The 25,298-nt window shown below is 67.5% G+C and carries 29 protein-coding genes and 1 riboswitch; of the genes, 19 read left to right on the top strand and 10 right to left on the bottom strand.

The features are described from left to right. From clpC1 to A5759_RS15570, 4 genes are all read left to right on the top strand, one after another. Positions 1-2,544, top strand: a complete 2,544-nt coding sequence (gene clpC1, locus A5759_RS15585; protein WP_066810204.1) for an ATP-dependent protease ATP-binding subunit ClpC — start codon at positions 1-3, stop codon at positions 2,542-2,544. A 220-nt stretch (positions 2,545-2,764) separates the two neighbouring features. Further along, positions 2,765-2,983, top strand: coding sequence for a CbtB-domain containing protein (locus tag A5759_RS15580; RefSeq protein WP_066841229.1), 219 nt, complete (start codon positions 2,765-2,767; stop codon positions 2,981-2,983). 19 nt (positions 2,984-3,002) lie between these two features. Continuing rightward, positions 3,003-3,800 (top strand): CbtA family protein, encoded by a 798-nt coding sequence (locus tag A5759_RS15575; protein WP_068199187.1) that lies wholly within the window; start codon positions 3,003-3,005, stop codon positions 3,798-3,800. Next, the gene (locus tag A5759_RS15570) at positions 3,797-4,348 is read left to right on the top strand and encodes a histidine phosphatase family protein (protein ID WP_068199184.1); all 552 of its coding nucleotides are present in this window, start codon (positions 3,797-3,799) and stop codon (positions 4,346-4,348) included. The genes A5759_RS15575 and A5759_RS15570 overlap by 4 nt, the downstream gene beginning before the upstream one ends. A 25-nt stretch (positions 4,349-4,373) precedes the next feature. Here A5759_RS15570 and A5759_RS15565 read toward each other — a convergent pair whose 3' ends face one another. Then, positions 4,374-5,747, bottom strand: a complete 1,374-nt coding sequence (locus A5759_RS15565) for a serine hydrolase (protein ID WP_369816208.1) — start codon at positions 5,745-5,747, stop codon at positions 4,374-4,376. Continuing rightward, on the bottom strand, positions 5,728-6,051 hold the full coding sequence (gene mhuD, locus A5759_RS15560) for a mycobilin-forming heme oxygenase MhuD (RefSeq protein ID WP_064399378.1): 324 nt from the start codon (positions 6,049-6,051) through the stop codon (positions 5,728-5,730). The genes A5759_RS15565 and mhuD overlap by 20 nt, the downstream gene beginning before the upstream one ends. A gap of 54 nt (positions 6,052-6,105) precedes the next feature. On the opposite strand from mhuD, the gene A5759_RS15555 reads away from it, so the two are divergent. Further along, positions 6,106-6,891 carry an alpha/beta fold hydrolase gene (locus tag A5759_RS15555; RefSeq protein ID WP_068199256.1) on the top strand — a complete coding sequence of 262 codons (786 nt, stop codon included), beginning with the start codon at positions 6,106-6,108 and terminating at the stop codon, positions 6,889-6,891. On the opposite strand, the gene A5759_RS15550 is transcribed toward A5759_RS15555, so the two are convergent. Continuing rightward, positions 6,865-7,119 carry a hypothetical protein gene (locus A5759_RS15550; protein ID WP_066841223.1) on the bottom strand — a complete coding sequence of 85 codons (255 nt, stop codon included), beginning with the start codon at positions 7,117-7,119 and terminating at the stop codon, positions 6,865-6,867. The genes A5759_RS15555 and A5759_RS15550 overlap by 27 nt on opposite strands. A 71-nt stretch (positions 7,120-7,190) precedes the next feature. On the opposite strand from A5759_RS15550, the gene A5759_RS15545 reads away from it, so the two are divergent. Next, on the top strand, positions 7,191-8,186 hold the full coding sequence (locus tag A5759_RS15545) for a GlxA family transcriptional regulator (protein ID WP_068199183.1): 996 nt from the start codon (positions 7,191-7,193) through the stop codon (positions 8,184-8,186). A 16-nt stretch (positions 8,187-8,202) separates the two neighbouring features. Here the strand turns inward: A5759_RS15545 and A5759_RS15540 are convergent, their stop codons facing one another. After that, the gene (locus A5759_RS15540; protein ID WP_068199180.1) at positions 8,203-9,072 is read right to left on the bottom strand and encodes an A/G-specific adenine glycosylase; all 870 of its coding nucleotides are present in this window, start codon (positions 9,070-9,072) and stop codon (positions 8,203-8,205) included. Between A5759_RS15540 and A5759_RS15535 the strand changes: the two genes are divergently transcribed. Together A5759_RS15535 and A5759_RS15530 are read left to right on the top strand one after the other, a co-directional pair. Continuing rightward, positions 9,071-9,691: a carbonic anhydrase gene (locus tag A5759_RS15535; protein ID WP_068199178.1), complete on the top strand. Its 621-nt coding sequence runs from the start codon at positions 9,071-9,073 to the stop codon at positions 9,689-9,691. The genes A5759_RS15540 and A5759_RS15535 overlap by 2 nt on opposite strands. A gap of 58 nt (positions 9,692-9,749) precedes the next feature. Continuing rightward, entirely contained in the window at positions 9,750-10,511 is a 762-nt protein-coding gene (locus A5759_RS15530) for a hypothetical protein (RefSeq protein ID WP_068199177.1), read from the top strand. Between the two features lie 14 nt (positions 10,512-10,525). Here A5759_RS15530 and disA read toward each other — a convergent pair whose 3' ends face one another. From disA to A5759_RS15515, 3 genes are all read right to left on the bottom strand, one after another. Next, a complete protein-coding gene (gene disA / locus A5759_RS15525) occupies positions 10,526-11,644 on the bottom strand; it encodes a DNA integrity scanning diadenylate cyclase DisA (RefSeq protein WP_066841215.1) in 1,119 nt (372 codons plus the stop codon). A 30-nt stretch (positions 11,645-11,674) separates the two neighbouring features. After that, positions 11,675-13,066, bottom strand: coding sequence for a DNA repair protein RadA (gene radA / locus A5759_RS15520; protein ID WP_068199175.1), 1,392 nt, complete (start codon positions 13,064-13,066; stop codon positions 11,675-11,677). Positions 13,067-13,141: 75 nt separating this feature from the next. Continuing rightward, positions 13,142-13,708, bottom strand: coding sequence for a hypothetical protein (locus A5759_RS15515; RefSeq protein WP_064399273.1), 567 nt, complete (start codon positions 13,706-13,708; stop codon positions 13,142-13,144). Between the two features lie 340 nt (positions 13,709-14,048). Here A5759_RS15515 and carD point away from each other — a divergent pair, with 340 nt between their 5' ends. The 4 genes from carD to rlmB all read left to right on the top strand — a co-directional run bounded on the left by carD (position 14,049) and on the right by rlmB (position 17,446). Further along, positions 14,049-14,537 (top strand): RNA polymerase-binding transcription factor CarD, encoded by a 489-nt coding sequence (gene carD, locus A5759_RS15510; protein ID WP_064425037.1) that lies wholly within the window; start codon positions 14,049-14,051, stop codon positions 14,535-14,537. 5 nt (positions 14,538-14,542) lie between these two features. Further along, the gene (gene ispF, locus A5759_RS15505) at positions 14,543-15,022 is read left to right on the top strand and encodes a 2-C-methyl-D-erythritol 2,4-cyclodiphosphate synthase (RefSeq protein ID WP_068199173.1); all 480 of its coding nucleotides are present in this window, start codon (positions 14,543-14,545) and stop codon (positions 15,020-15,022) included. A gap of 78 nt (positions 15,023-15,100) precedes the next feature. Beyond that, positions 15,101-16,501, top strand: coding sequence for a cysteine--tRNA ligase (gene cysS, locus A5759_RS15500; protein WP_068199171.1), 1,401 nt, complete (start codon positions 15,101-15,103; stop codon positions 16,499-16,501). Next, positions 16,502-17,446, top strand: a complete 945-nt coding sequence (gene rlmB, locus A5759_RS15495) for a 23S rRNA (guanosine(2251)-2'-O)-methyltransferase RlmB (protein WP_064399271.1) — start codon at positions 16,502-16,504, stop codon at positions 17,444-17,446. On the opposite strand, the gene A5759_RS15490 is transcribed toward rlmB, so the two are convergent. From A5759_RS15490 to mrf, 3 genes are all read right to left on the bottom strand, one after another. Continuing rightward, complete coding sequence (locus A5759_RS15490; protein WP_068199169.1) at positions 17,443-18,681, bottom strand: SLC13 family permease; 1,239 nt, start codon at positions 18,679-18,681, stop codon at positions 17,443-17,445. The two genes, rlmB and A5759_RS15490, sit on opposite strands and share 4 nt — an antisense overlap. Further along, positions 18,672-19,592, bottom strand: a complete 921-nt coding sequence (locus tag A5759_RS15485) for an MBL fold metallo-hydrolase (RefSeq protein WP_066841202.1) — start codon at positions 19,590-19,592, stop codon at positions 18,672-18,674. Before A5759_RS15485 ends, A5759_RS15490 begins: the two co-directional genes overlap by 10 nt. A gap of 61 nt (positions 19,593-19,653) precedes the next feature. Beyond that, positions 19,654-20,835 carry a ribosome hibernation factor-recruiting GTPase MRF gene (mrf, locus tag A5759_RS15480; RefSeq protein ID WP_068199168.1) on the bottom strand — a complete coding sequence of 394 codons (1,182 nt, stop codon included), beginning with the start codon at positions 20,833-20,835 and terminating at the stop codon, positions 19,654-19,656. A 62-nt stretch (positions 20,836-20,897) separates the two neighbouring features. Between mrf and rpmB the strand changes: the two genes are divergently transcribed. The 7 genes from rpmB (at position 20,898) to A5759_RS15450 (ending at position 25,298) form a co-directional block, all read left to right on the top strand. Continuing rightward, complete coding sequence (rpmB, locus tag A5759_RS15475) at positions 20,898-21,134, top strand: 50S ribosomal protein L28 (RefSeq protein WP_064425041.1); 237 nt, start codon at positions 20,898-20,900, stop codon at positions 21,132-21,134. Then, entirely contained in the window at positions 21,134-21,298 is a 165-nt protein-coding gene (gene rpmG / locus A5759_RS15470; RefSeq protein ID WP_064425042.1) for a 50S ribosomal protein L33, read from the top strand. The genes rpmB and rpmG overlap by 1 nt, the downstream gene beginning before the upstream one ends. Continuing rightward, complete coding sequence (locus A5759_RS25680) at positions 21,298-21,654, top strand: WhiB family transcriptional regulator (RefSeq protein ID WP_156616940.1); 357 nt, start codon at positions 21,298-21,300, stop codon at positions 21,652-21,654. The genes rpmG and A5759_RS25680 overlap by 1 nt, the downstream gene beginning before the upstream one ends. Continuing rightward, positions 21,639-21,719: riboswitch (cobalamin riboswitch) on the top strand. Its footprint overlaps the gene before it by 16 nt. A 108-nt stretch (positions 21,720-21,827) precedes the next feature. Continuing rightward, the gene (locus tag A5759_RS15465) at positions 21,828-22,805 is read left to right on the top strand and encodes an ABC transporter substrate-binding protein (RefSeq protein ID WP_068199166.1); all 978 of its coding nucleotides are present in this window, start codon (positions 21,828-21,830) and stop codon (positions 22,803-22,805) included. Next, positions 22,802-23,872, top strand: coding sequence for an iron ABC transporter permease (locus A5759_RS15460; protein WP_197506052.1), 1,071 nt, complete (start codon positions 22,802-22,804; stop codon positions 23,870-23,872). The genes A5759_RS15465 and A5759_RS15460 overlap by 4 nt, the downstream gene beginning before the upstream one ends. Next, positions 23,869-24,651 (top strand): ABC transporter ATP-binding protein, encoded by a 783-nt coding sequence (locus A5759_RS15455; protein ID WP_068199252.1) that lies wholly within the window; start codon positions 23,869-23,871, stop codon positions 24,649-24,651. The genes A5759_RS15460 and A5759_RS15455 overlap by 4 nt, the downstream gene beginning before the upstream one ends. Continuing rightward, positions 24,648-25,298 carry a (2Fe-2S)-binding protein gene (locus A5759_RS15450; RefSeq protein ID WP_068199164.1) on the top strand — a complete coding sequence of 217 codons (651 nt, stop codon included), beginning with the start codon at positions 24,648-24,650 and terminating at the stop codon, positions 25,296-25,298. Before A5759_RS15455 ends, A5759_RS15450 begins: the two co-directional genes overlap by 4 nt.

Raw genomic sequence — 25,298 nt, 5'->3', positions numbered from 1 at the left:
ATGTTTGAGAGATTCACCGACCGTGCCCGCAGGGTCGTCGTCCTGGCTCAAGAAGAGGCCCGGATGCTCAACCACAACTACATCGGCACCGAGCACATCCTGTTGGGACTTATTCACGAGGGTGAGGGCGTAGCGGCCAAGTCGCTGGAGTCGCTGGGCATCTCGCTCGAGGGCGTGCGCAGCCAGGTCGAAGAGATCATCGGCCAGGGCCAGCAGGCGCCGTCGGGCCATATCCCGTTCACCCCGCGCGCCAAGAAGGTGCTGGAGCTGAGCCTCCGCGAGGCGCTGCAACTCGGCCATAACTACATCGGCACCGAGCACATCCTGCTCGGCCTCATCCGTGAGGGCGAGGGCGTCGCAGCCCAGGTGCTCGTGAAGCTGGGCGCCGAGCTCACCCGGGTGCGTCAGCAGGTCATCCAGCTGCTTTCGGGCTACCAGGGCAAGGAGACCGCGGAAGCCGGCACCGGCGGACGCGGCGGCGAGGCGGGCAACCCGTCCACCTCGCTGGTGCTCGACCAGTTCGGCCGCAACCTGACCGCGGCCGCGATGGAGGGCAAGCTCGACCCCGTCATCGGCCGCGAGAAGGAAATCGAGCGGGTGATGCAGGTGCTGAGCCGTCGCACCAAGAACAACCCGGTGCTGATCGGCGAGCCCGGCGTCGGCAAGACCGCCGTCGTCGAGGGCCTGGCGCAGGCCATCGTGCACGGCGACGTGCCCGAGACGCTGAAGGACAAGCAGCTCTACACGCTGGACCTCGGCTCGCTGGTCGCGGGCAGCCGCTACCGCGGTGACTTCGAAGAGCGCCTGAAGAAGGTCCTCAAGGAGATCAACACCCGCGGCGACATCATCCTGTTCATCGACGAGCTGCACACGCTGGTCGGTGCGGGTGCGGCCGAGGGCGCCATCGACGCCGCTTCGATCCTGAAGCCGAAGCTGGCCCGCGGCGAGCTGCAGACCATCGGCGCCACCACGCTTGACGAGTACCGCAAGTACATCGAGAAGGACGCCGCGCTGGAGCGTCGCTTCCAGCCGGTGCAGGTCGGTGAGCCGACCGTCGCGCACACCATCGAGATCCTCAAGGGTCTGCGCGACCGCTACGAGGCGCACCACCGCGTCTCGATCACCGACGGCGCCATCGCCGCGGCGGCCACCCTGGCCGACCGCTACATCAACGACCGGTTCCTGCCGGACAAGGCGATCGACCTGATCGACGAGGCCGGCGCCCGGATGCGGATCCGGCGTATGACCGCGCCGCCAGACCTGCGCGAGTTCGACGAGAAGATCGCCGACGCGCGCCGGGAGAAGGAGTCTGCCATCGACGCGCAGGACTTCGAGAAGGCTGCCAGCCTGCGCGATAAGGAGAAGCAGCTCGTCGCGCAGCGTGCCGAGCGCGAGAAGCAGTGGCGCTCAGGTGATCTCGACGTTGTCGCCGAGGTCGACGACGAGCAGATCGCCGAGGTACTCGGCAACTGGACCGGCATCCCCGTGTTCAAGCTGACCGAGGAGGAGACCACCCGGCTGCTGCGCATGGAGGAGGAGCTGCACAAGCGGATCATCGGCCAGGAGGACGCCGTCAAGGCGGTCAGCAAGGCGATCCGGCGTACCCGTGCAGGCCTGAAGGACCCGAAGCGTCCGTCCGGTTCGTTCATCTTCGCCGGCCCGTCCGGCGTCGGTAAGACGGAGCTGTCCAAGGCGCTGGCCAACTTCCTGTTCGGCGACGACGACGCGCTCATTCAGATCGACATGGGCGAGTTCCACGACCGGTTCACCGCCTCGCGGCTGTTCGGCGCCCCTCCGGGCTACGTCGGCTACGAGGAGGGTGGCCAGCTCACCGAGAAGGTGCGGCGCAAGCCGTTCTCGGTCGTGCTGTTCGACGAGATCGAGAAGGCCCACCAGGAGATCTACAACAGCCTGTTGCAGGTCCTCGAGGACGGCCGCCTGACCGACGGCCAGGGCCGCACGGTCGACTTCAAGAACACCGTGCTGATCTTCACGTCGAACCTGGGCACGTCCGACATCTCCAAGGCGGTCGGGCTGGGCTTCTCCCAGGGTGGCGGAGACAACAACTACGAGCGGATGAAGCAGAAGGTCAACGACGAGCTGAAGAAGCACTTCCGCCCGGAGTTCCTCAACCGTATCGACGACATCATCGTGTTCCACCAGCTGACCCGCGACGAGATCATCAAGATGGTCGACCTGATGATCGGCCGCGTGTCCACCCAGCTGAAGGCCAAGGACATGACGATGGAGCTGACGGACCGGGCCAAGGAGTTGCTGGCCAAGCGCGGGTTCGATCCCGTGCTCGGCGCGCGGCCGCTGCGGCGCACCATCCAGCGCGAGATCGAGGACCAGCTGTCGGAGAAGATCTTGTTCGAGGAGATCGGCCCCGGCCAGCTCATCACGGTCGACGTCGACAACTGGGACGGCGAAAGCGCCGGAGAGGACGCGGTGTTCACGTTCAAGGGCACCAAGCGGCCGGCTCCGGTGGCCGAGCCGGACCTGGCCCAGGCCGGTGCGGCAGGCGCTGCAGGCCCAGCCGAATAGCGGCATCACGCAGAGAGAACGGGCGGTACCCACACGGGTGCCGCCCGTTTTCCGTCCGATCCCGCTACCGCTGGACCGAGTGGTTAGGATGTGCGATGTTATCGGCGGGCGAAGGAATCTGGTGAGAATCCAGAACGGTCGCGCCACTGTGTCAAGTCAGACCCGACGCTCGCCGTCACCTTAGAACTCGGGACGCGAAAATCCCGGAAAGGACACCGACATGACCTCACCCGACGCCCGCAAAAGCGTTGCACCCGCACTCGACCTGTCCGCCACTGGAGCGGCCGTGTGGCTGTCGGCAACCACCTTCCTGGCGCTGTTGGTGCTCTACTTCATCGGCTTGGACCAGGGCGCGACGTCGGTGTTCGGTGCGGACAACACCGCGATCCACGAGTTCGTGCACGACGCTCGCCACCTGCTCGGCTTCCCCTGCCACTGACGGGCCGAGGTAACCGAACATGGAAAAGCAGATCATCTGGCGTGGCCTGCTCGCAGGTGCCGTCGCCGGCGTACTCGCATTCGTCTTCGCGCGCATCTTCGTCGAACCGCAGATCGAACTGGCCATCGCCTATGAGGACGGTGTCGGGGCCGCGCACGAGGCGCTGGAACACGCCGAAGGCGCGGGTCATAGCCACGGTGAGGGCGGCGGATTCGAGCGCGCCGTTCAGATGAACATCGGTATGGGGCTGGGCGTATTGCTGTTCAGCCTGGCGATCGGCGCGATCTTCGCGGTGATCTTCGCCGTGGCCTACGGCCGCATCGGCAATATCTCGGCACGCCTGCTGTCGGTGTATGTGGCCGGCGGAATGCTGTTGAGCCTGTACGTCGTTCCCGCCCTGAAGTATCCCCCCAGCCCGCCTGCTCTGAGCCTGGACGAGACCATCCGCCAGCGCACGCTGCTGTACCTGCTGACGGTGGTTTTGTCGGCGGCGCTTCTGGTCGGCGCGGTGTATCTGGGCCGACGGCTGGCCGAACGCCTGGGGACATGGAATGCGGCGCTGGCCGCTGCGGGGTCCTACATCGTCGCGGTGGCGGTCGTGATGCTGGTGCTGCCGAGCATCAACGAGACACCGGGACCGTTGACCGACGACGCCGGAAACATTGTCTACGAGGGCTTCCCGGCGGATGTGCTCTATGAGTTCCGGCTGTACTCGTTGGGCACCCAGATCGTCATGTACACGACGATCGCATTGGTCTTCGGTGCGATGGCCGCGCGGCTGCTCGAACAGAACCGCCGGGAGAGCATCCCTGCGTGAGTGAGGTCGTCCGGCTGACGCTCGTATCGCACGCGCTGACCGATGCGATGTCGGCCCGACGATTCCCCACCGACGAGCCGTTGAATCCGACCGGCCATCGGCAGGTCGACGCGTCGATCAACCTCGGCGTCGTCGACGCGGCTCTGTGCGGTCCCGAGAAGCGCACCAGGCAGACCGCCGAACTGCTCGGCCTGCAGGCCGAGGTGGACGGGCGGTTGGCGGACCTGGACTGCGGCCGGTGGCGCGGCGACGTGCTGAGCGGGGTGCGACCGGCGGATCTGGCGATCTGGTTGACCGACCCCACCCGGGCGCCGCACGGCGGCGAATCGGTCGTCGAGCTGGTCGACCGGGTTCGCGACTGGATGGACTCGTTGACCGACCGTCGCAGCAGGCTCGTGGCCGTGACACATCCGGCGGTGATCCGTGCCGCGATCCTCATCGCGCTGGACGCTCCGCCGAAGTCGTTCTGGCGCATAGACATTGCCCCGGTGAGCCGGACGGTGATGCACTTTCGCGGGCACGCCTGGACGCTGCGGTCGAACCGCTGATCAGTCTGAGCGGTCGAAACGCCGTTCAGCCGATCGGCACCAGGTCGAAGGTCTGACGCACGATCGACAACAACCACCCCGCGGCGGTGGGGCTGCGGTAGCGGGGCCAGTTCAACTGGAAGCTGACCACCCACGGCTGCCCCGTGTGGTCGACGGCATACCAGCTGAACGTCAGATCACCGGGCAGGTTTCCACCCTTGGCGCCGATGTAGCCCCACTTGGACCCGTCGAGATCGATGCCGGGTATCGCCGACAGGATGTCCTTCACCGGCGCGGCCTCACCCACGGCGGCGGCCTGCAGCGCGATGTGCACACGGCAGATGTCGGCGGCGCTGCCGTACCACTCCGCCCCGAAGTTCGACGCCGGGGTATGCGTGCGCTGCGGATCCGGTTCGTACGGGCGGGAATTGGTCTGCTGGAGCAGTTGCGCCCGGACTTGCGGGCTACCCTTTTCGACCGCTTGGCGCCACTGCTCGCGCAGATCGGGCCGGCCCCAGCCGACCGAGAACATCTCGTGCATGGTCGGAAACGGCGTCATGCTGGCGGGGTCGTGATGGCGCGCCAGGACCAGTGCCCGCTCCACAGCGCCGGTCCCCAGACGGTCGATGAGAAGGTCGGTGGCCATGTTGTCGCTGGCCGATATCATCTGCTGTGCAGCGGTTCTCACCGACACCCGGGAGCCGGGAGGGAGTTCTTCCAGGCCCGCGGAGCCGACCGCCTTGGCCCGCTTCGTGACGGTCAGCGGGTCGGTCCACTTCAGGGTGCCCGCCTTGACCGCCTCGGCGACCGCGAGCAGCACGTAGAGCTTGAAGATCGATGCCAACGGCAACGACAGTTCGGTGTTGGTCCCGGCCACCACATCGCACTTCGACTGGTCGGCAACGACCTTCGACACCTGGTACGAGTAGCGGGCCCCAGATTTCGTAATCTCGGTGTCGATATCGGACCATTCGTCGATCTCCGGCGGGCGCAGCGTCACATCGAACCGGTCCACCATGCCGGCGTCGTTGGTGCGAAGGTCGATCTCCTGGGCGACGCCGTACGACGTCACCACTCCGACCTCGGCTTGTCCGGCCCGGATGTCGACGTCGGTCACCTTGAACGGCCGGTCCCACCAGATCCGGTCGAGCTTGGCGACGATCTCGTCGACCTTCTCGGGCTCCGCCATCGTGCGCACGCCCACGGGTCCGATCGGCCAGTCGGAGTTGAGCATGTCCAGCGTCTGCTTGGCCCGCAGCCCCTGGGGCGTGTTGATTTCGATGGGCGTGCCGTACGCGGCGTCGGCCGGTGCAGGCCCGACTTCCGCGCAGCCGCCGACGGCGACGACCAACGAGGCCGCGACCGTCAGCGCAAGCGCCCGGCACGCGATGAGCGAGCCTTTACTTGTCAGCACCCGCAACGTCGAGGACGACCTCGAACTCGAGCAGAGACGCACCGGTGGCCACCGGGTTGGCCTGCTGGCCCTTGTGGGCTTCGATGGCCGGGCCCGTCGCCCAGGCCTGGAACGCCTCCTCGGACTCCCACTGCGTCACCACGAAGTAGCGGTCCTCGCCCTTGATGGGGCGCAGCAGCTGAAAGCCGAGGAAGCCGGGCTGGTTGTCGACGGCGTGGGCCCGGTGCGCGAAGCGCTTCTCCAGTTCGGGACCGGCATCGGGCGGTACCTCGATCGCGTTGATCTTCACGACGGGATTCTGGCTTGCCATGCGCATCAGGCTACCGAATGCATCGGGGTCACCCGGAGGCACGATGATGTCGGGATGCAGTCACCAGGCGGTACGCGCGCCCCGCTCACCCACCGCGGCGGCAGGGGGCGACCGCTCGTCCTGGTGCACGGGCTGATGGGGCGCGGCAGCACGTGGTCGCGCCAGTTGCCGTGGTTGACCCGGCTGGGTGAGGTCTACACCTACGACGCGCCCTGGCACCGCGGCCGCGACGCCGACGATGTCGGGCCGATCAGCACCGAACGGTTCGTCGCCGAACTCGGCGACGCGGTGGCGAGCATCGGCCAGCCGGCGGTCATGATCGGTCACTCGATGGGCGGTTTGCATTCGTGGTGCCTGGCCGCGACGCGACCCGATCTCGTGGAGGCGTTGGTGGTCGAGGACATGGCACCGGATTTCCGCGGCCGCACCACCGGGCCCTGGGAGCCGTGGCTGCATGCGTTACCGGTCGAATTCGATTCCGCCCAGAGGGTTTACGACGAGTTCGGTCCGGTGGCGGGCCAGTATTTCCTCGAGGCGTTCGATCGCATTCCGGGCGGATGGCGCTTGCACGGCCGAACGGACGTCTGGATCGATATCGCCGCCGAATGGAGCACCCGCGACTACTGGCGCGAGTGGCAGGGCGTCCGCGTGCCGGCATTGTTGATCGAGGCGGGTAACTCGGTCACCCCGCCGGGACAGATGGCCCAGATGGCGGAGTCCGGCCCGCACACGACGTATCTGCGGGTGCCCGAGGCCGGTCACCTCGTCCACGACGATGCGCCGCAGGCCTATCGGCAGGCGGTCGAGTCGTTTCTAGCGACGCTCTCCGAGCGCACCTGAGGAAGGCCAGACGGGGTGGCGCTCGAAACGGGTGCGGATCGCGTCGATGTCGCGCTCGAGACGCAACAGGTCGCGGTCGTCTTCGAACACCCGGCCTGCCATCGGCGCGGCCATGCGGAACTGGTCGCGGTGCAACCGCAGGTACCCGGAGCGGCTGGCCGCCCAGGCGAACGCGGCTGCGACCGCGACCGGAGAAACGAGAACCAGAAGTGCCAGTAAAGTGCTCATGGCAGTAATTCTTCGACAGGCAAAATCCCGCCAACAGTGGCAGCAATGACACTTTGCGATAAAATGCTGCCATGTCAATCAGGAGCGTATCGACGCTCGTCCTGGACGATCTGGCGATATTCGAGTTCGGCGTCATCTGCGAAGTCTTCGGCATCGACCGCTCCGGCGACGGCGTCCCCAACTTCGACTTCAAAGTGTGCGGTCCGGTTCCCGGCAAGCCGCTTCGCACCTCGGTCGGCGCGACGCTGACCCCCGACCACGGCCTGGACGACCTGATCGGCGCCGACCTGGTCGCCATCCCGGCGATCGGAGGGTCCCAGTACCTGCCCGAGGCGTTGGCCGCCGTCCGGGCCGCCGCCGAGTCGGGATCGATCATCCTCACCGTGTGTTCGGGAGCGTTCGTCGCAGGCGCCGCCGGTCTCCTCGACGGAAGGAAGTGCACGACGCACTGGATGCACGCCGACGAACTCGCGCGCAGGTACCCGACGGCCAAGGTCGACCGCAACGTGCTGTTCGTCGACGACGGAAACCTGATCACCAGCGCGGGCACGGCGGCCGGTATCGACGCGTGCCTGCACCTGGTCCGGCGTGAGCTGGGCAGCGAGGTCACCAACAAGATCGCGCGCCGCATGGTGGTGCCGCCACAACGAGACGGTGGTCAACGCCAGTACATCGACCAGCCGATCCCCGTGCGGTGTTCGGAACGCTTTGCGCCGCACCTGGATTGGATACTGAGCAACCTCGACAAGCCGCACACGGTCGCCACCCTGGCCACCCGCGCGCACATGTCGGCGCGTACTTTCGCCCGCCGGTTCGTGGAGGAGACGGGACGTACCCCGATGCAGTGGGTGACCGACCAACGCGTGTTGTACGCGCGAACCCTGTTGGAGGAGACCGATCTCGACGTCGACCGGATCGCCGAGCGCAGCGGTTTCGGGACAGCGACGCTGTTGCGGCACCACTTCCGCAGGATCATCGGGGTGACACCGTCGGACTACCGCCGCCGGTTCTCATGCAGCACATGTGAACCCGAGCCCGACACCGATACGGAAATGGCCTCGGCCTGACCTCACGCCGTCGCGCTCAGCCGCCTTCACCGGCGAGTGCGAAGCGGCCGTCGGCGGTCTGTTCGACGAGGCCGTCGACCAGAAGCGAGTCCAGCGCGCGGTCGCGTTGTGCGGTGTCGGACAGCCACGCGACGTCCAGCTGCGCTCGGGTGACCGGAGAGGCGTTGTCCCGCAGGACATCCAGCAGCCTGCCCCGGACCTGCCGGTCGGTGCCCGCATAGCGTTGAACGCGCCGCGCCGGCGAAGGCGACGCAGGGAAGCCCCGAGACCGCCACGCGCACGTACTCAGCGGGCACAGCCCGCAACGGGGCGCCCGCGCGGTACACACCGTCGCGCCCAACTCCATCAAGGCGATCGAGAACTTGGGCGCCAGAGCGGTTTCGGGCAGAAGAGCCTCGACATCGGCAAGGTCGCGCGTTGACGACGCCGCGTCGGCTCGACCGTGGACGACCCGGGTCACCACCCGCCGAACGTTGGTGTCGACCACCGGTACCCGGTCGCGGTATGCGAAGCAGGCGATGGCCCGTGCGGTGTAGGCCCCGACACCCGGCAGCGTCAGCAGCGTCTCGACGTCCGACGGTACGACGTCGTCGTACTGCTCGGCGATCACCGTCGCGCATTCGTGTAACCGCTTGGCGCGGCGCGGATAGCCGAGCTTGCCCCACGCCCGCAGGATGTCTGCGGCGCTTGCCGCCGCGGTCGCCGACGGTGTGGGCCACCGCTGCACCCACGCGAGCCAGACCGGTTCGACGCGGGAGACCGGCGTCTGCTGCAGCATGAATTCGCTGACCAGGATCTGCCAGGGGGTGATCCCCGGCCGCCGCCACGGCAGATCTCGCTGTTCGCGGTCATACCAATCGACCAACTGAGGCACAATGTCGGTCATGCCCAACACCAGCCCAGTGACCGCGTGGAAAGCACTCAAAGAGGGTAACGAGCGCTTCGTCGCCGGCAAGCCCCTGCATCCCAGCCAAGGCGTCGAGCACCGCGCCAGCCTGGCCACCTCGCAAAAGCCCACGGCTGTCGTGTTCGGCTGCGGGGACAGCCGGGTGGCCGCCGAACTGATCTTCGATCAGGGGCTCGGGGACATGTTCGTGGTGCGCACGGCCGGGCACGTGATCGATTCGGCGGTGCTGGGCTCCATCGAGTATGCGGTCGCGGTGCTCGACGTGCCGCTGGTCGTCGTGCTCGGCCACGACAGCTGCGGGGCGGTGAAGGCGACGCTGGGGGCGCTCGACGAGGGCGTGGTGCCTGGCGGTTATGTCCGCGACATCGTCGAGCGCGTGATGCCGTCGATCCTGTTGGGTCGTCGCGACGGGCTGACCCGCGTCGACGAGTTCGAGGCTCGTCACGTGAGCGAGACCGGTGCCCAACTGCTGGCACGCTCGACGACCGTGTCCGAACAGGTGGCCGCGGGCGAGTTGGCGATCGTCGGCGTCACCTATCACCTCGCCGACGGCCGGGTGGTGTTGCGGGACCACCTCGGCGACATCGGCGAAAGCTGAGGGCGACACGCCGAGCGACCTCGACCGATAAGGCGTGACCTGGCCTTACCGTGAGGTTGTGCTGGATCTGGAACCGCATGGCCCGCTACCGACGCAGATTTACTGGCGTCGCAGGGCACTGGCGTTGGGCATAGCGGTCCTCGTGATCGGCGTGATCGCGGCCATCGTGGTCGTGGTCGTGAAGAACACCGGGGGCTCCGAGACGAAGGGCGCCGACGCGTCCGCCCCCGCTGCGGCAGGCGAAACGACGCCGCTGCCGGGGGAGAACCCCGAGGTGAAGACGCCGGTGATGCCGCCGGCGCAGGACGCACCGCCGCCCACCCCGACACCCACCGCGGCCGTCACACCGCCACCGATCCTCAACGAGGGCGACGACTGCCCCGACTCGACACTGGCGGTCAAGGGCATCACCAACCAACCGCAATACGTCGTCGGTGAGCAGCCCAAGTTCACGATGGTCGTAACCAACATCGGGCTCGTCGGCTGCAAGCGTGACGTCGGCGCCGCGGTGCTGGCCGCCTACGTCTACTCGCTGGACAACGCCCGGCTCTGGTCCAACCTCGATTGTGCGCCGTCGAACGAGACGCTGGTCAAGGCGTTCCAGCCCGGTGAGCAGGTGACCACCGAGGTCACCTGGACGGGCATGGGATCGGCTCCGGGCTGCCCGCTGCCGCGTCAGCCCATCGGGCCGGGCACCTACAACCTCGTCGTCCAGCTGGGCAATCTGCGGTCGGCCACGGTGCCGTTCATCCTCGCCGCGCCGCAGTCGCCGGAGCACGGTCAGGGCGTCGCCCCGCCGCCGGGACCTGTCCCCAACTGAGGTTCGGCGCGGATTCAGGCCAGCCGGTCGGCGATCGTCGACTCGGCCAACTGCGACAGGCCCTCCCGGATGTGGCGCGCCCACATCGAGCCGATGCCCTCGACCGACTGGAGGTCGCCAGCGCTGGCCGCCAGCAGGCCCTGTAACGACCCGAACGAGCGCACCAGCAGGTCGACATGCGCGAACTGCAGGCGGGGGATGCCGGCCATCGCGCGGTAGCCGCGCGAGCTCATAGCCGAATCCTGCGCCTCGATCGTGGACGGGTAACCGAAAACCCTTGCCAACGTCGTGAAGTCGAGGAGCTCACTGTCGGAGAGCCCGTCGAGCTCCTCGAGGGTGGCGCTCACCTGCGCCGCCGACGGAGGGTCCGGGTTGGCGTGATAATCGCGCACGATGAGCTCGCGGGCGGTGTCGTTGTCGCCGACGAGCTCGTCGAGCTGCAGTTTGAGCTGGCGGCCGTCTGTGCCGAGTTCGACCACGTACGAGTCGATTTCGAGGCTGATGCGGCGCACCATCTCGAGCCGCTGCACCACGGTCATCACGTCGCGCAACGTGACGAAGTCTTCGATCTCGGCGGTCGAGAGCTGCCTGCTGACCTCGTCGAGACGCGTCTTGTACCGCTCGAGGGTGTCGATCGTCTGGTTCGCGCGCGACAGGATCGTCGCCGAGTCGGGGACCACGTGCCGCTCACCGGCGACGTACACGGTCACGATGCTCATCGAGTGACTCACCGAGATCACCGGATAGCCGGTCTGGATCGCCGTGCGCTCGGCGGAGCGGTGCCGGGTTCCGGATTCCTCGGTCGGGATCGACGGGTCGGGCACCAGTTGCACGTTGGCCCGCAGGATGTGGGCGCCGTCGCTGGACAGCACCACCGCGCCGTCCATCTTCGACAGCTCCCGCAAACGAGTCGGTGCATAGCGGACGTCGAGGGAGAAGCCGCCGTCGCAAATAGCCTCGACGCTTTCGTCGTAGCCAATCACGATCAGGGCGCCGGTGCGGCCGCGCAGGATGCGCTCCAGGCCGTCGCGCAGCGCCGTTCCCGGGGCCAAGCGGGCGATCGTCTCGCGCATGGTGGGTCGCGCCAACGGCACCACCGTGCGTCCCGATCTGCCACCCGACTTCACGGCCATCGCCCCTCCCTAGGATCGGCCGTCATTGCTCTATCTTTGCTGATCTTTGCTGATATCGCGCAAAACTCGCAACGCCGAGCCGATGTCGTGGGCGGTGATCGCCCGCAATCCCGCGGGCACCGATGTCACGCCGGGTGGTACGACCGCCGAGGTGAAGCCGAGCCGGGCCGCCTCGGCCAGGCGGCGGTCCATGCCGGTGACCCGGCGTAGATCGCCCGCCAGGCCCACCTCGCCGATTGCCACCGCGGCGGCCGGCACGGGCAGGTCCATCTTCGAAGACGCGATGGCCACCGCGATCGCCAGGTCCGCCGACGGATCGGTCAGCCGCATGCCGCCCACGGTCGACAGGTAGATGTCGTGGGCGCCCACCGACAGGCCCGCGTGCTTGTCGAGGACCGCGGTGATCATCGCGGCCCGCGAGGAGTCGATTCCGCTGACGGCGCGGCGGGCGGTCCCGTTCGCAGGCGGCCCGATCAGCGCCTGCACCTCTCCGATCAGCGGACGCTTACCGTCCAGGGTGACCGTGATCGCCGTTCCCGCAACGGGTTTGGGTCGTTGGTCGCGAAACAGGCCGGATGGGTCGGCCACGCCTTCGATCCCGTTGTCGTGCAGAAGGAAACAGCCGACTTCGTCCGCGGCGCCGAAGCGGTTCTTGATGCCGCGGACCATCCGAAGCGACGATGCGCGGTCGCCCTCGAAGTGCAGCACGACGTCGACGAGATGTTCGAGCGAGCGCGGCCCGGCGATCGCACCGTCCTTGGTCACGTGGCCGACGAGGATCAGCGCGACGCCGGATGTCTTGGCCGCCATCGTCAAAGCGGTGGTCACCGCGCGTACCTGGGTGACGCCGCCGGTGACGCCGTCCGCCTCGGTGGTGGACATGGTTTGCACCGAGTCGACCACCACCAGGCTGGGCTGCACCTCGTCGATGTGTGCAAGTGCTGTGCCCAGATCCGACTCCGCGGCCAGGTACACCTCGTCGTGAGTGCAGCGCGTGCGTTCCGCCCGCATCCGGATCTGGCCTGCCGACTCCTCACCCGAGAGGTACAGCGCCCGTTTCCCCGCCGCCGCCCACCGGTGCGCGACCTCCAACAACAGCGTCGACTTGCCCACGCCGGGATCACCGGCGAGCAGCGTCACCGATCCGGGCACCAGGCCGCCGCCGAGCACTCGGTCCAACTCGGTGACACCGGTGTGGCAGTGACGGGTGCGCCCGGGATCGATCGAGCTGATCGGCACGGCCGCTGAGGAGGGGGCGACTGAACGTCGCGCTCCGGCTCCGGCCACCGCGGACAACACGGCCACCTCGTCGACGGTGCCCCAGGTGCCGCATTCGGGGCAGCGGCCGACCCATTTGAGGGTTACGTGGTGGCACTCCGAGCAGCGGTACTGCGAGCGCGCTTTGGCGCCACTTTTGGCCACGCGTTGACGGTAGCCGTCGCCTCCGACAGACAGCGACAGAAACTCAGCGCTGAGCGGTCGTGTCGCGGACTTCGCTCAGTGCCCGCCGCCGTGTCCGCCCGCTTCGGCGGCTTCGCCTCGACGCGGCGCCTCACCGGCGGAGATCGGCACCCGCACGGTCGCCTCGCCTGCCTTCTGGAACTTGAACGTGAAGTCGTAGAGCAGGCCGTTGGTGATCGGCTTGCTCAAGGTGACCATGGCTTCGGCGGCTTCTGCGGCCTCGACGCTCTCCAATGGGGTGATCTGCCCGTCCGGTGCGCCAACCGTGAGCATGCCGCCCGCGGGCACAGTGGTGTCACCGGTCAGGGTCACGGTGCCGACCTCGGAAGTGACCGACTCCAACTTGTCGGCCTCTTCAGGCGAGGTGTTGGCCGCCACGAAGATCAGCTCGACCTCTTTGCCCGGCCGGACGAAGTCGGTCACTTGCTCGGCCCGCAGGTGAACGTTGCGCAACGCGATCTCGCCGAGGTTCGCGCTGGTGCCGTTGACGGCCGGCTCCTGCGTGGTCATCTGGGAGACCTGTCCCGAACTGCAGCCGACGAGCGCCCCGCCCACGACAAAGGCAGCAGCCAACCCGCAGGCGGCCAGTTTGAAGCGGTCCACTCTTGCCTCCTGCTCGGCCCGTCGAAGCGACCGATCCGGTCGGTCGCGGGATTCGACTATGCAGAGTAGTAGGTGCGTGCGGGCGGCGGTAGCTGAGGTCCGGCACGTCGTCGGGAATCCGCGGGCGGCGCCGCGAAAGTGGCACCGGAAGTGCCACTGCCCCATGCGCGATGCCCCGCCCCAGCTACTGGATGGACGTCTCGAAGACGCCTGAGCCATGCATGGATTCGTCGGCGTGTCAACCCCTAACGTTCCCCCGAGGTGCCCCTGACCTGCACCGTTGGTCCACCCCTGTCTGGGCACCGTGCTAGCATTGAGGTGTGAAAGGGGCTCGAAACTGATGATTTTCAAGGTCGGAGACACCGTTGTTTATCCCCACCACGGTGCTGCGTTAATTGAGGCGATCGAAACCCGGACCATCAAAGGCGAACCAAAGGAATACCTCGTCTTGAAGGTCGCTCAGGGGGACCTCACGGTTCGAGTGCCAGCCGAGAACGCAGAGTATGTCGGGGTGCGCGACGTCGTCGGACAGGAGGGCCTGGACAAGGTTTTCCAGGTGCTCCGTGCCCCCCATACCGAGGAACCGACCAACTGGTCGCGGCGGTACAAGGCCAACCTCGAGAAGTTGGCCTCGGGTGACGTGAACAAGGTCGCCGAAGTGGTCCGCGACTTGTGGCGACGCGATCAGGAGCGTGGCCTGTCGGCGGGTGAGAAGCGGATGCTGGCCAAGGCGCGACAGATCCTGGTGGGCGAGCTTGCTCTCGCCGAGAACACCGATGACGAGAAGGCCGCGACCATCCTCGACGAGGCACTCGCCGCCGCTTCCTGAAGCCGATGACGAGCCTGCCAAGGGTCGGGCTCGGCACCGACGTACACCCCATCCGGGCGGGGCGGCCGTGTTGGCTGCTGTGTCTGCTGTTCGACGGGGCAGACGGCTGCGAAGGCCACTCCGACGGTGATGTCGCGGCGCACGCGCTGTGCGACGCGCTGCTTTCCGCGGCCGGTCTCGGCGACCTCGGCGAGGTCTTCGGAACCGGTCGCGACGAGTGGCGCGACGCCGGCGGCGCCGACATGCTTCGGCACGTCCACGGGCTCGTCACCGATCAGGGCTTTCGAATCGTCAACGCGGCAGTGCAGGTGATCGGCAACCGTCCGAAGGTCGGTCCGCGCCGCATCGAGGCGCAGAAGCTCCTGTCCGAACTGCTCGACGCTCCAGTGTCCGTCAGCGCGACCACCACCGACGGCCTGGGTCTGACCGGCCGTGGTGAGGGTCTGGCGGCGATCGCGACCGCGTTGGTGGTCGACCGCGATTAGGCCTGTAAGCTGGCCCTTCGTGATTGGGGGCGAACGATTGGGTGCCGTGAATCAGACGAACGGTTGGGCGGTCAGCGCGTGACCGACCTGCGGCTGTACGACACCATGAGCGGTGCCGTCCGCGACTTCGTTCCCGTGCGCCCCGGGCACACCTCGGTCTACCTCTGCGGCGCCACGGTTCAGGGTCTGCCCCACATCGGACACGTACGTAGCGGAGTCGCCTTCGACGTGCTTCGGCGCTGGCTGATGGCCAAGGGCTACGACGTCGCCTTCATCCGGAACGTCACCGACATCGATGACAAGATCCTCAACAAGGCCGCCGACGCGGGACGGCCGTGGTGGGAGTGGGCCGCCACCTGTGAGCGCGCGTTCTCGGCCGCCTATGACGCGCTCGGGGTGATGCCGCCGTCGGCCGAACCGCGCGCCACCGGCCACATCACCCAGATGGTCGAGCTGATCGAGCGGCTGATCGAGCGGGACCACGCGTATGTCGGTAACGGCGACGTCTACTTCGACGTGCTCAGCCTGCCAGGCTACGGCAAGCTGTCCGGTCACAAGATCGACGATGTACACCAGGGTGAGGGCGTAGCGACCGGCAAGCGCGACGAACGCGATTTCACCTTGTGGAAAGGCGCCAAACCCGGTGAACCGTCCTGGCCGACGCCATGGGGTCGTGGAAGACCGGGCTGGCATACCGAATGCGTCGCGATGTGCCAGGCGTATCTCGGCGCGGAGTTCGACATCCACGCCGGCGGCATGGACCTGGTGTTCCCTCATCACGAGAACGAGATCGCCCAGGCCGAGGCGGCAGGCGACCCGTTCGCCAGGTATTGGCTGCACAACGGTTGGGTGACCATGGGCGGCGAGAAGATGAGCAAGTCGTTGGGCAACGTGCTCGCGATTCCCGCTGTGCTGCAACGTGTCCGGGCCGCGGAGTTGCGCTATTACCTGGGCAGCGCGCACTACCGGTCGATGCTGGAGTTCTCGGAGACGGCGCTGCAGGACGCGGCGAGGGCCTACACCGGTATCGAGGACTTCCTGCACCGCGTGCGCAACCGGGTTGGCGCCGTCGTGCCCGGCGAGTGGACTCCGAAGTTCGCCGAGGCGCTCGACGACGACCTGTCCGTTCCGATCGCGCTTGCCGAGGTGCACGCCGCGCGCGCCGAGGGCAATCGCGCGCTGGACGCCGGTGACCACGAAACCGCCCTGACACAGGCGATGTCGATCCGCGCGATGATGGGTATTCTCGGCGCGGACCCGCTCGACGAGCGCTGGGAATCCAAGGACGAGACGTCGGCCGCACTGGCCGCGGTCGATGTGTTGGTGCGCGCTGAGGTCGAACGGCGCGAGGACGCACGGGCGCGGCGGGACTGGGCCGAAGCCGACGCGATCCGTGATCGCCTCAAGGAAGCCGGGATCGAGGTCACCGACACCGGCGATGGTCCGCAGTGGACGCTGCTCGACGGACACACGAAGTAGATGGCCGGAAACTCCAAGCGCAGAGGCGCGGTACGCAAGCCGGGAACGAAGAAGGGCCCGACGGTCGGGTCCGGCGGCGTTAGGCGGCGCGGTCTGGAAGGCCGCGGCGCCACTCCGCCCGCGCATATGCGTCCCCACCATCCGGCGGCCAAGCGGGCGGCCAAGGCCGCGAAATCCCAGCCGCGTCGGCAGGGCAAGAAAACCGACGACACCGAGGTGGTGCTGGGACGCAATCCGGTCCTGGAGTGTTTGCGCGCAGGGGTGCCCGCGACGGCTCTGTACGTCGCGCTGGGTGCGGACGCCGACGAGCGGTTGACCGAGTCAGTGCAGATCGCCGCGGACGCGGGAATCTCGATCCTCGAGGTCCCGCGCCACGACCTCGACCGCATCGCCGCCAACGGTCTGCATCAGGGTGTGGCGCTTCAAGTTCCGCCGTACTCCTACGCGCATCCGGACGATCTGCTCGCAGCCGTGACGGCCGACGGCGCCTCGGCGCTGCTTGTCGCATTGGACAACATCTCCGACCCGCGCAACCTCGGTGCGATCGTGCGTTCGGTCGCCGCGTTCGGCGGTCATGGCGTCCTGATTCCGCAGCGCCGGTCGGCCTCTGTGACCGCGGTCGCGTGGCGTACCAGTGCGGGTGCCGCCGCGCGGCTTCCGGTCGCGCGGGCCACGAATCTCACCCGCACACTGAAGAACTGGGCCGACGAGGGCCTGCAGATCGTCGGCTTGGACGCCGATGGCGACATCACGGTCGACGAACTTGACGGCTCGGGACCGATCGTCGTCGTGGTCGGCTCCGAGGGTAAAGGGCTTTCGCGCCTGGTGCGGGAGACCTGCGACGCCGTGGTCTCGATCCCGATGGCCGGCCCCACGGAGTCGTTGAACGCCTCGGTGGCCGCGGGCGTCGTGCTCGCCGAGATCGCCCGTCAGCGCCGAGGCTAGAGGCCGAACAACCGCAGCGCCACCCACAGGCCGGCGACCGCGGCCACCAGCGTGGCGGGTACTGTGCACAGTCCGATGCGGCTGAACTCACCTGCGGTGGTTGTCATTTCGCGGCGTACGACGCTACGCCAGAGCAAGTTGGCCAGCGAGCCGACGTAGGTGAGGTTCGGTCCGATGTTCACTCCGATCAACACCGCCAGCACGGCGCCCGGTCCCGATGCCGACACCAGCGGCAGCAGCACCAGCACCGCGGGCAGGTTGTTGACGACGTTCGACAGCAGCGCCGCGACGGCCGCGATCCCAAGCAGCGCGAGCAGTCCGTGACCGCTGGGCAGCAGGCCGCGCATCGCGTTGTCGAGACCGTTGACCATGACGGCGTCGACCACGATGCCGAGGCACAGCACGAAAAGCAGAAACGGCACATCGGCTGCGGCTGCCATCCGGGCGACGGTCGTGTGGCGTCGCGTCAGGCTCCACCCACCGAGCACGACGACTCCGCCGAGTGCGGCCCAGGCCGGCGAGACTCCGAGCATCGAGGTGACGACGAATCCGGCCAGCGTCAAGCCCAGTACGACAAGGGGAAACACGGGGACGTGCACCGTATCGTCGGGCACCGGCCGGGGCGCGATCGAGAGCTGCTTCCTGAAAAGCCAACGCAGCACGACGAATTCGACGACGATGGCCAACAGCCAGGGCAGTGTCATGAGCGCGGCGAAGTGCAGGAAGGTAATGCCCGCCGCGGTGAACGCCAGCAGATTGGTCAGGTTCGACACCGGTATCAGCAGCGACGCGCTGTTGGCCAGGTGCGCGGTCGCATAGGCATGCGGGGTGGCCGGCACCGACAGCATGCGAGCAGTGGCAAGCACGACGGGGGTCAGCAACAGCACGGTGGCATCCAGGCTCAGGACCGCCGTCGTCGCCGCGGCGATCGCGAACACCCCTGCCAGCAAGCGGTTCTGGCTGCCGTCGGCGGCACGCGCCAACGCCGCACCCGCTGCGCGGAACACTCCCTCGTCGGCGCACAGCCGCGCCAACACCAGAACGACCGCCAAAAAGCCCACCACCGGCACCAGGCGACCGACCTCCGCGGCGGCCTCGTCCAGCGAGACGATGCCGGCGCCGATCAGCAGCGCGGCCACGGGTACCGCCACGACGGCTTCCGGCCACTTGTGCGGGCGGGCCACCGCGAAACCCAGTATGACCGCCAGGGCGGCCACCGCCAGGATCAGATCCACGGATCGGCAGGCTGCCACAGCGTGGGCAGGTGCAATGCGACGCCATCGTCGTAGGCCAGCCGCGACAACACCCGCATCGAGACGTCGAGGTCGTCGGCTGCGTAGGGAAGCGCGCGCAGTGGTTCGTGCAGGGGACGGAAGAAGTCATCCCAGTGGATGAGCACCACGCGGCGCGCGCCCACGGTCCGCACGGTTTCGCGCCAGTAATCACGCAGGTAGCGCTCCGGCTGCAGTCCGAGCTGGCCGACTCCGAGGTACGCGACATCGGCGCGGTGTCCGGCCAGTGCGCCGGCAACGAATCCCGCACTGCCGACGATCAGCAGACGACGATCCGACGGACGGTGACGAACCAGCGTGGACCACGCCTCACCGCACCGGTACGCCGACACCCTGACCGGCGGCACGACCGGACCGGTGATGACACCCGGAAACCGGTCGGGCGGGCAGTGATCCCCCTCGATGAGCGTGACCTCGTAAGCGCCCAGCGCGACGGGGTCGCCGGGGCTGACGACCACGATGCGGTCCTCGGGCAGCCGGTGGCCGCGGCCCACGTGGGCGGCGGATTGGCCGCCGACAAGTCGCGCGCCGGTCCGCTCGGCGACAGCCGCACTGTCCATCGTGTGGTCGTAGTGGGTGTGTACGGGAAGGACGGCCTCCAGCCGGTCGATCCGCAGGCGGGTGAGGCAGCCGTCGATGCGCGGTTCCGCCGGTGACAGCCGCCGCAGCCCGACTTCGGCCAGGCTCGGGCGTGAGAAGAAGCCGTCGGTCAGCAGCGCCGATTCGCCATCGTCGATCAGCAGCGTCGTGACGCCCGCCCAGGTGACCCTCAGCGGCGTATCCGCACCCGCCGGCGGGACGTCGAAATAGCGCTCGTAATCCGCCAGGTTGGGCCTGCCGAGTTTGAGACGCATAGCGCCAACTCTAAGTGGCCAACGCGATGGTGCGCTCGATCGTGACTGTCGACCGCGTCCTTCACCGATCCTCCCCTTCGTGCCGGCTGCTGATTTCGCCGGCATGTTCGGCCCTGTCGTCACACGGATCCTCGTGCCAGTCGCCGAAAGGGTCTGCATATGCGGGCCATTCGTGTGGGCGCGCCCATTCCTCGTCGGTGAGCAGTGCCGCGCGTAACGCGTCGACGATGTCCTCTGGTTCCGCTCCGCGCACCAACACGGTGATCGAAACGTGACGGTCGCCGAGACGGCCGTCCCAGTCGGCGGCAGCGAGCGCAACACGTTGCGGGTCTGCGTAGGTCCGCTCGGTTTCGCTCATTGCGGCCAGCCATCGACCCGCATACTCGAACCGCATACCTCCGCCGGCTGATTCGAGCCACATGACATCGTCGAACCGGTTGGCCAACCACAGCCGTCCCCTCGTGCGCACCACGCCGTCGAGAAGCACCTCCAGCGCGTCGTGCAGTCGCTGGGGATGGAATGGCCGACGGGCGGAGAACAGCAACAACCCGATCTCGCCGTCGGCATCCAGTGACGGCTGTCCGGCGAGCAGCGGGTCGTGCGGGTGGTCGCTGCGTCCGCGCCTGCTGTCAGGCTCGAGGTTGGCCAGCGCCATCTCGATGCGTTCAGAACCGACCGTCAGGCGCGCACGATGTGCCAACCGTCGCAGTACTTTCAGTGTCTGCGCATGAGCTTGGTCCAGTACGAGCGTGTCGGCGAATTCGGCCTGCCCGACAGCCACCTGCGCCACGGTCCGTCCGTCGTCGAGGTCGTGGTCGCCGGTCGCCTGAGTCAGCCAAACGGCAGAGTCGACGCAGGTCACCACCGCCTCGATGCGCACGTCACGAGCCGCTGGTGCGTCGATGTAGCCAGGACCCACGTGCACCCGCACGTTGTTGATCGCCCAGCACACCGGTTCGGGCTCAAGCCATGGCATGAGTTGCACCGCAATGCGATTGACATCGCCGCGGCGGTGTAGTCGGCGCAGCAGCGCCAGTAGGTCCTCGCGCACGGTGCAGGTCACGCATCCGCGGACCAACTCGATGGGCTTAGCCGTGGTGCCCGACGACGTCGTGACGGTACGCACCACGACTTGACCGTCGTATCCATGTCTGACGACCACCGTGCCGGTCGCCCGGGCCAGCACGGTGGCGACGCCTTCTGTGTTGCCTTGCCCGCAGATCAGCACCAGTGGAGTGCGCACAGCAACCCTTCCTCAGTTGAAAATGATTTTCATTAACGCTAGGTTACCGCCGAAGGAGGAATATGTCCGCGCACTGTCAGGTCACCGGCCGAGCACCAAGTTTCGGCAACTCGGTATCGCATTCGCACCGACGCACGCGTCGTCGCTGGAGTCCCAACATCCAGACGAAGACGTATTACCTGCCGTCCGAATCGCGCCGGATCAAACTGCGGGTGAGCGCGAAGGGCATCAAGGTCATCGACCGAGACGGCGTCGAGGCCGTCGTGGCGCGGTTACGGAAGGAGGGGAAGAAAATCTGATGGCGCGCACCGATATCAGGCCCACCGTGAAACGGCGTTCGACGGCCGGTACGGGCTACACATATGTCACACGCAAGAACCGGCGCAACGACCCGGATCGATTGGTGCTGCGCAAGTATGACCCCACCGTCCGCCGCCACGTCGACTTCCGAGAGGAACGCTGATGGTGGCCTGTCCTCGTCCGGCGCACAGCCCCGCAGACGATCGGCAGTGGCTGTTACACGCACGGTGCCGTGGGCTGCCGACAGAGATCTTCTTCGCGGCCGAAGGTGAGCGCGGGCAACGTCGAGTAGCACGCGAAGAACAGGCGAAAAGAGTTTGTCGGCCGTGCCCCGTGCAGCCCGAATGCCTGCGGTACGCACTCACAGCCGTGGAGCCATGGGGCATCTGGGGCGCAACGACGCCAACAGAACGACAGCGGCTCACCGAGCCGGCCGAGCCGTCGGGACGAGCGCCCACCGACGCCCGTGTGGCAGGATCATGCCCGACAGGCGATCGCGACTCGAGGAAGCCGGTGTGAATCCGGCGCGGTCCCGCCACTGTGACCGGCGAGGTCTTTGCGATCGAGCCGGGAGCCAGATACTCACCGCGGTCGCCTCCTCATAAGGCTGGGGCGGATTTCCCCGGTGAGGCTGACCTCGGCGTACCGAGAGCGCTTCCCGTGGCATCCGCGCACGACGGAGGGCACGGCATATGGCGCGTCGACATCTTGCGGCGGCGGTGATCTCGGCGCTGCTGCTTACCGCGTGCGGCACTGCGAGCCCGCCGGCCGGCACCACCGCCGCCGAAGCCGTGGCGGGATTCCCGGTGAGCGTCACCAACTGCGGCATCACCACAACCTACGACCGCCCTCCGCGCCGGGCCGTGGCCTTGAACCAGCACTCGGTCGAGACGATGTTGGCGCTGGGACTTCAGGAGTCCATGGTGGGCACCGCATTCCTCGACGATCAGGTGCTGCCCGAATACCGCGACGCCTACGAGGGCATACCGGTGATCGCCGAGGAATACCCGTCGTACGAGACACTGCTCGCCGCCGAACCCGACTTCGTCTACGGCGGTTGGGAAAGCGCATTCGACGAGAAGGAGGGGCGTGGGCGCGAGCGGTTGCGCGATGTCGGCATCGACACCCACCTCAACCCTGAGAACTGCTCTTCTGAGCCGATGACGTTCTCTGCGGTGGACGACGAAATACGCACCATGGGGCGGATATTCGGTGTCAGCGACCGAGCCGAGTGGGTGGTCGAACGCCAGCAGCGTAGCCTGCAGGAAACCCGTCAGCGCGTGCGCGACCTGGCACCGGTCGATGTGGCCGTCTACGACAGCGGTGAGGCCACCGTGTTCACCTCCGGCGGGCAGGGCATCGGCAACCAGATCATCGAATCCGCGGGCGGGCGCAACCTGTTCGCCGACGTACCGAAGGTGTGGGCCGACGTCTCGTTCGAACAGTTCGCCGAACGGGCGCCCGAGGTCATCCTGATCTATGACTACGGCGATCAATCGGTCGAGCAGAAGAAACGGTTTCTGCAGGACAACCCGCTGCTGCAGCGGGTACCTGCCGTCCGCGACCAGCGCTTCGCGGTGTTGCCGCTGTCCGAGATCACCGCAGGCGTGCGTGTCGGGCCCGCGGTCAGATCCCTTGCCGAACAGCTGCATCCGGAGCAGGCGCGATGACGGCCGTCGTCCTGGACAGGCCGGTGCGGTCGGTGACCCCGGGCTCGCAACGCGTTCCGTACGGCCTCGTGCTGACCATGCTCACGGGGCTCCTTCTGATGTGCGCGACCGCAGGGGTCACCATCGGGTCGGTGGCCCTTCCGCCCGGGCAGGTGTGGCAGATCCTGCTCCACCAGCTCCATCCGATGTTGGTCGACCCGACATGGCCGCCCGTGCGTGCCTCGATCGTGCTCGACGCACGGCTACCCCGGGTTGCGTTGGCGGCGGTCATCGGGGCCGGCCTGGCATGCTGCGGGATGGTGCTGCAGGCTGTCGTGCGCAACCCGTTGGCCGACCCGATGCTTTTGGGTGTGTCGTCGGGTGCGTCGGTGGGTGCGGTTGCGGTGCTGGTGGCCGGCGCAGGGCTCGGCGTGTTCATGCTGCCGCTGGCGGCGTTTCTCGGAGCGTTGGTCGCGTTGGTCGCCGTCTACTTTCTCGCTCGTACGGGCGGACGGATGACCACGCTGCGACTGATACTCGCCGGTGTCGCGGTCGCGGAGGTGCTGTCGGCCGTCGCCAGTCTGCTGATCGTCACTTCTGACGACCCGCACAAGGCCCAGTCGGCGGTGCGCTGGATGCTCGGCGGCCTCGGTGGGGCCACCTGGTCGACGGTGTGGATCCCGGCTGTCGCCGTTGCCGTCGGTATCGCGGTGCTGCTCGCCGTCACCCGGCCGCTGAATCTGTTGTACAGCGGTGAAGAGGCCGCTGCAGCAATGGGTTTGGACGTTCATCGCTTCCGCGGGGCGATGTTCGTCGTGGTCGCGTTGATGGTGGGTGCCATGGTCGCGGTCAGCGGTGCGATCGGATTCGTCGGCCTGATCATGCCGCACATCGTGCGGATGCTCGTCGGCGCCGACCACCGTCGCGCCCTGCCCGCGGCCGCGCTGCTCGGGGCCTCGTTCCTGATCGTGTGCGACATCGCCGCGCGAACCGTCGCCGCACCGGAGGAACTGCCGGTCGGCGTCCTGACCGCCCTCGTCGGCGGCCCGTACTTCCTGTGGCTCATGCGGCGCAAGGTGTCGGCGTGACCGGCGGAGTCCTCATCGACGATGTGACGGTGACGAGGGGGCGAAAGACGTTGATCCGCAACGTCTCCATGCGGGCGGAGCGCGGTGAGATGGTGGCGGTCGTCGGACCCAACGGCGCCGGTAAGACCACGCTGTTGCGCACGCTCTACCGCGCTCAGCGGCCGACATCGGGGCGCGTGCTGGTCGGCGGCGACGACGTCTGGCAGATGTCGGCCAAGCGCGCGGCGCGCCGCATCGCGGCGGTGTTGCAGGACGCGCCGGGCGATTTCGCGCTCACGGTGTTCGACGTGGTCGCGATGGGCCGGACCCCGTACAAGCGCGCGTTCGACGGTGACAACACCGACGATCGCCGCATCATCGCCGAGGCGCTCGAATCGGTGGAGGTATCCGGTCTGGCGAACGAACCGTTCGACCGGCTCTCGGGTGGTCAGAAGCAGCGCGTGATGATCGCTCGTGCGCTTACACAGAGGACCGACACGATCGTGTTGGACGAGCCGACCAACCACCTCGATCTGCGCCACCAGCACGATGCTCTGCACCTGCTACGGAACACCGGCACCACCGTCATCGCGGCATTGCACGACCTCAATCTCGCTGCGGCATACTGCGACCGGGTCTGCGTCCTCGATACCGGCCGCGTGGTGTCGATCGGCACTCCCGCACAGGTCCTGACCGAGGGCATGCTCGCCGAGGTCTACGGCGTCGCGGCCAGGGTCGGCCTCGATGCGGGCACCGATCGAATCCGGGTCGACGTGACACCCAAGGAGCGGACCCGGTGAGGATCGACGCTCAACTCACCGAGATCACCCGCTTCGGAGGGTTCTTTGCCATCGCCCATGGGGGCGCCGAAGCGGGTTGGCGGCCGGTGAACGCGTGCTACACCGACGGATACCAGGACCTGATCGAGGTGACGGCTAAACGCTACCGCACGAGCGACCTTCGCATCAGCGCGTCGGCGGTGCAGTTGAGCCACGCGTCGAGGCTGTGGTCACCGGTGCTCGCGTGCGCCGTCACATACGGGGTGGTCCCCGACCTCACGAGCCTGCAACGTGCGGAGGACAGCCCAGCGCTGAGAGTTCCTGCCCCCGAAGGTGCTCAGATCGTCGGGGATCCGTCGGCCGCGCTGTACCGCATCGTCGTCGAGGAGCACCTGGAGCGGTTGGCCGACGGGCTGCGTGTCAAGGTCGCACCCGGCCTGCTCTACGGCAACATCGCCTCGGCGTTAGTGGCCGCGACCAGAGCGCTCTACTCGGTGCGACCGCAGCTGCGCGATTCCGCGACCGCCCTGGCGCGGTCTCTGCTGGAGACCGGCAGACTCACCGGAACCGGAACGGTCAAATACAACTTGGCGTTTCGTCGCCGAAGCTGCTGTCTGTACTACCGCGTGAGCGACGGATCGAAGTGCGGAGACTGTGCGTTGCGCTGA

Origin of the sequence: Mycobacterium sp. 852014-52144_SCH5372336, from assembly GCF_001665615.1 — a bacterium.
Lineage (GTDB): Bacteria > Actinomycetota > Actinomycetes > Mycobacteriales > Mycobacteriaceae > Mycobacterium > Mycobacterium neumannii_A.
This window is presented reverse-complemented; position numbering and strand designations above follow the sequence as displayed.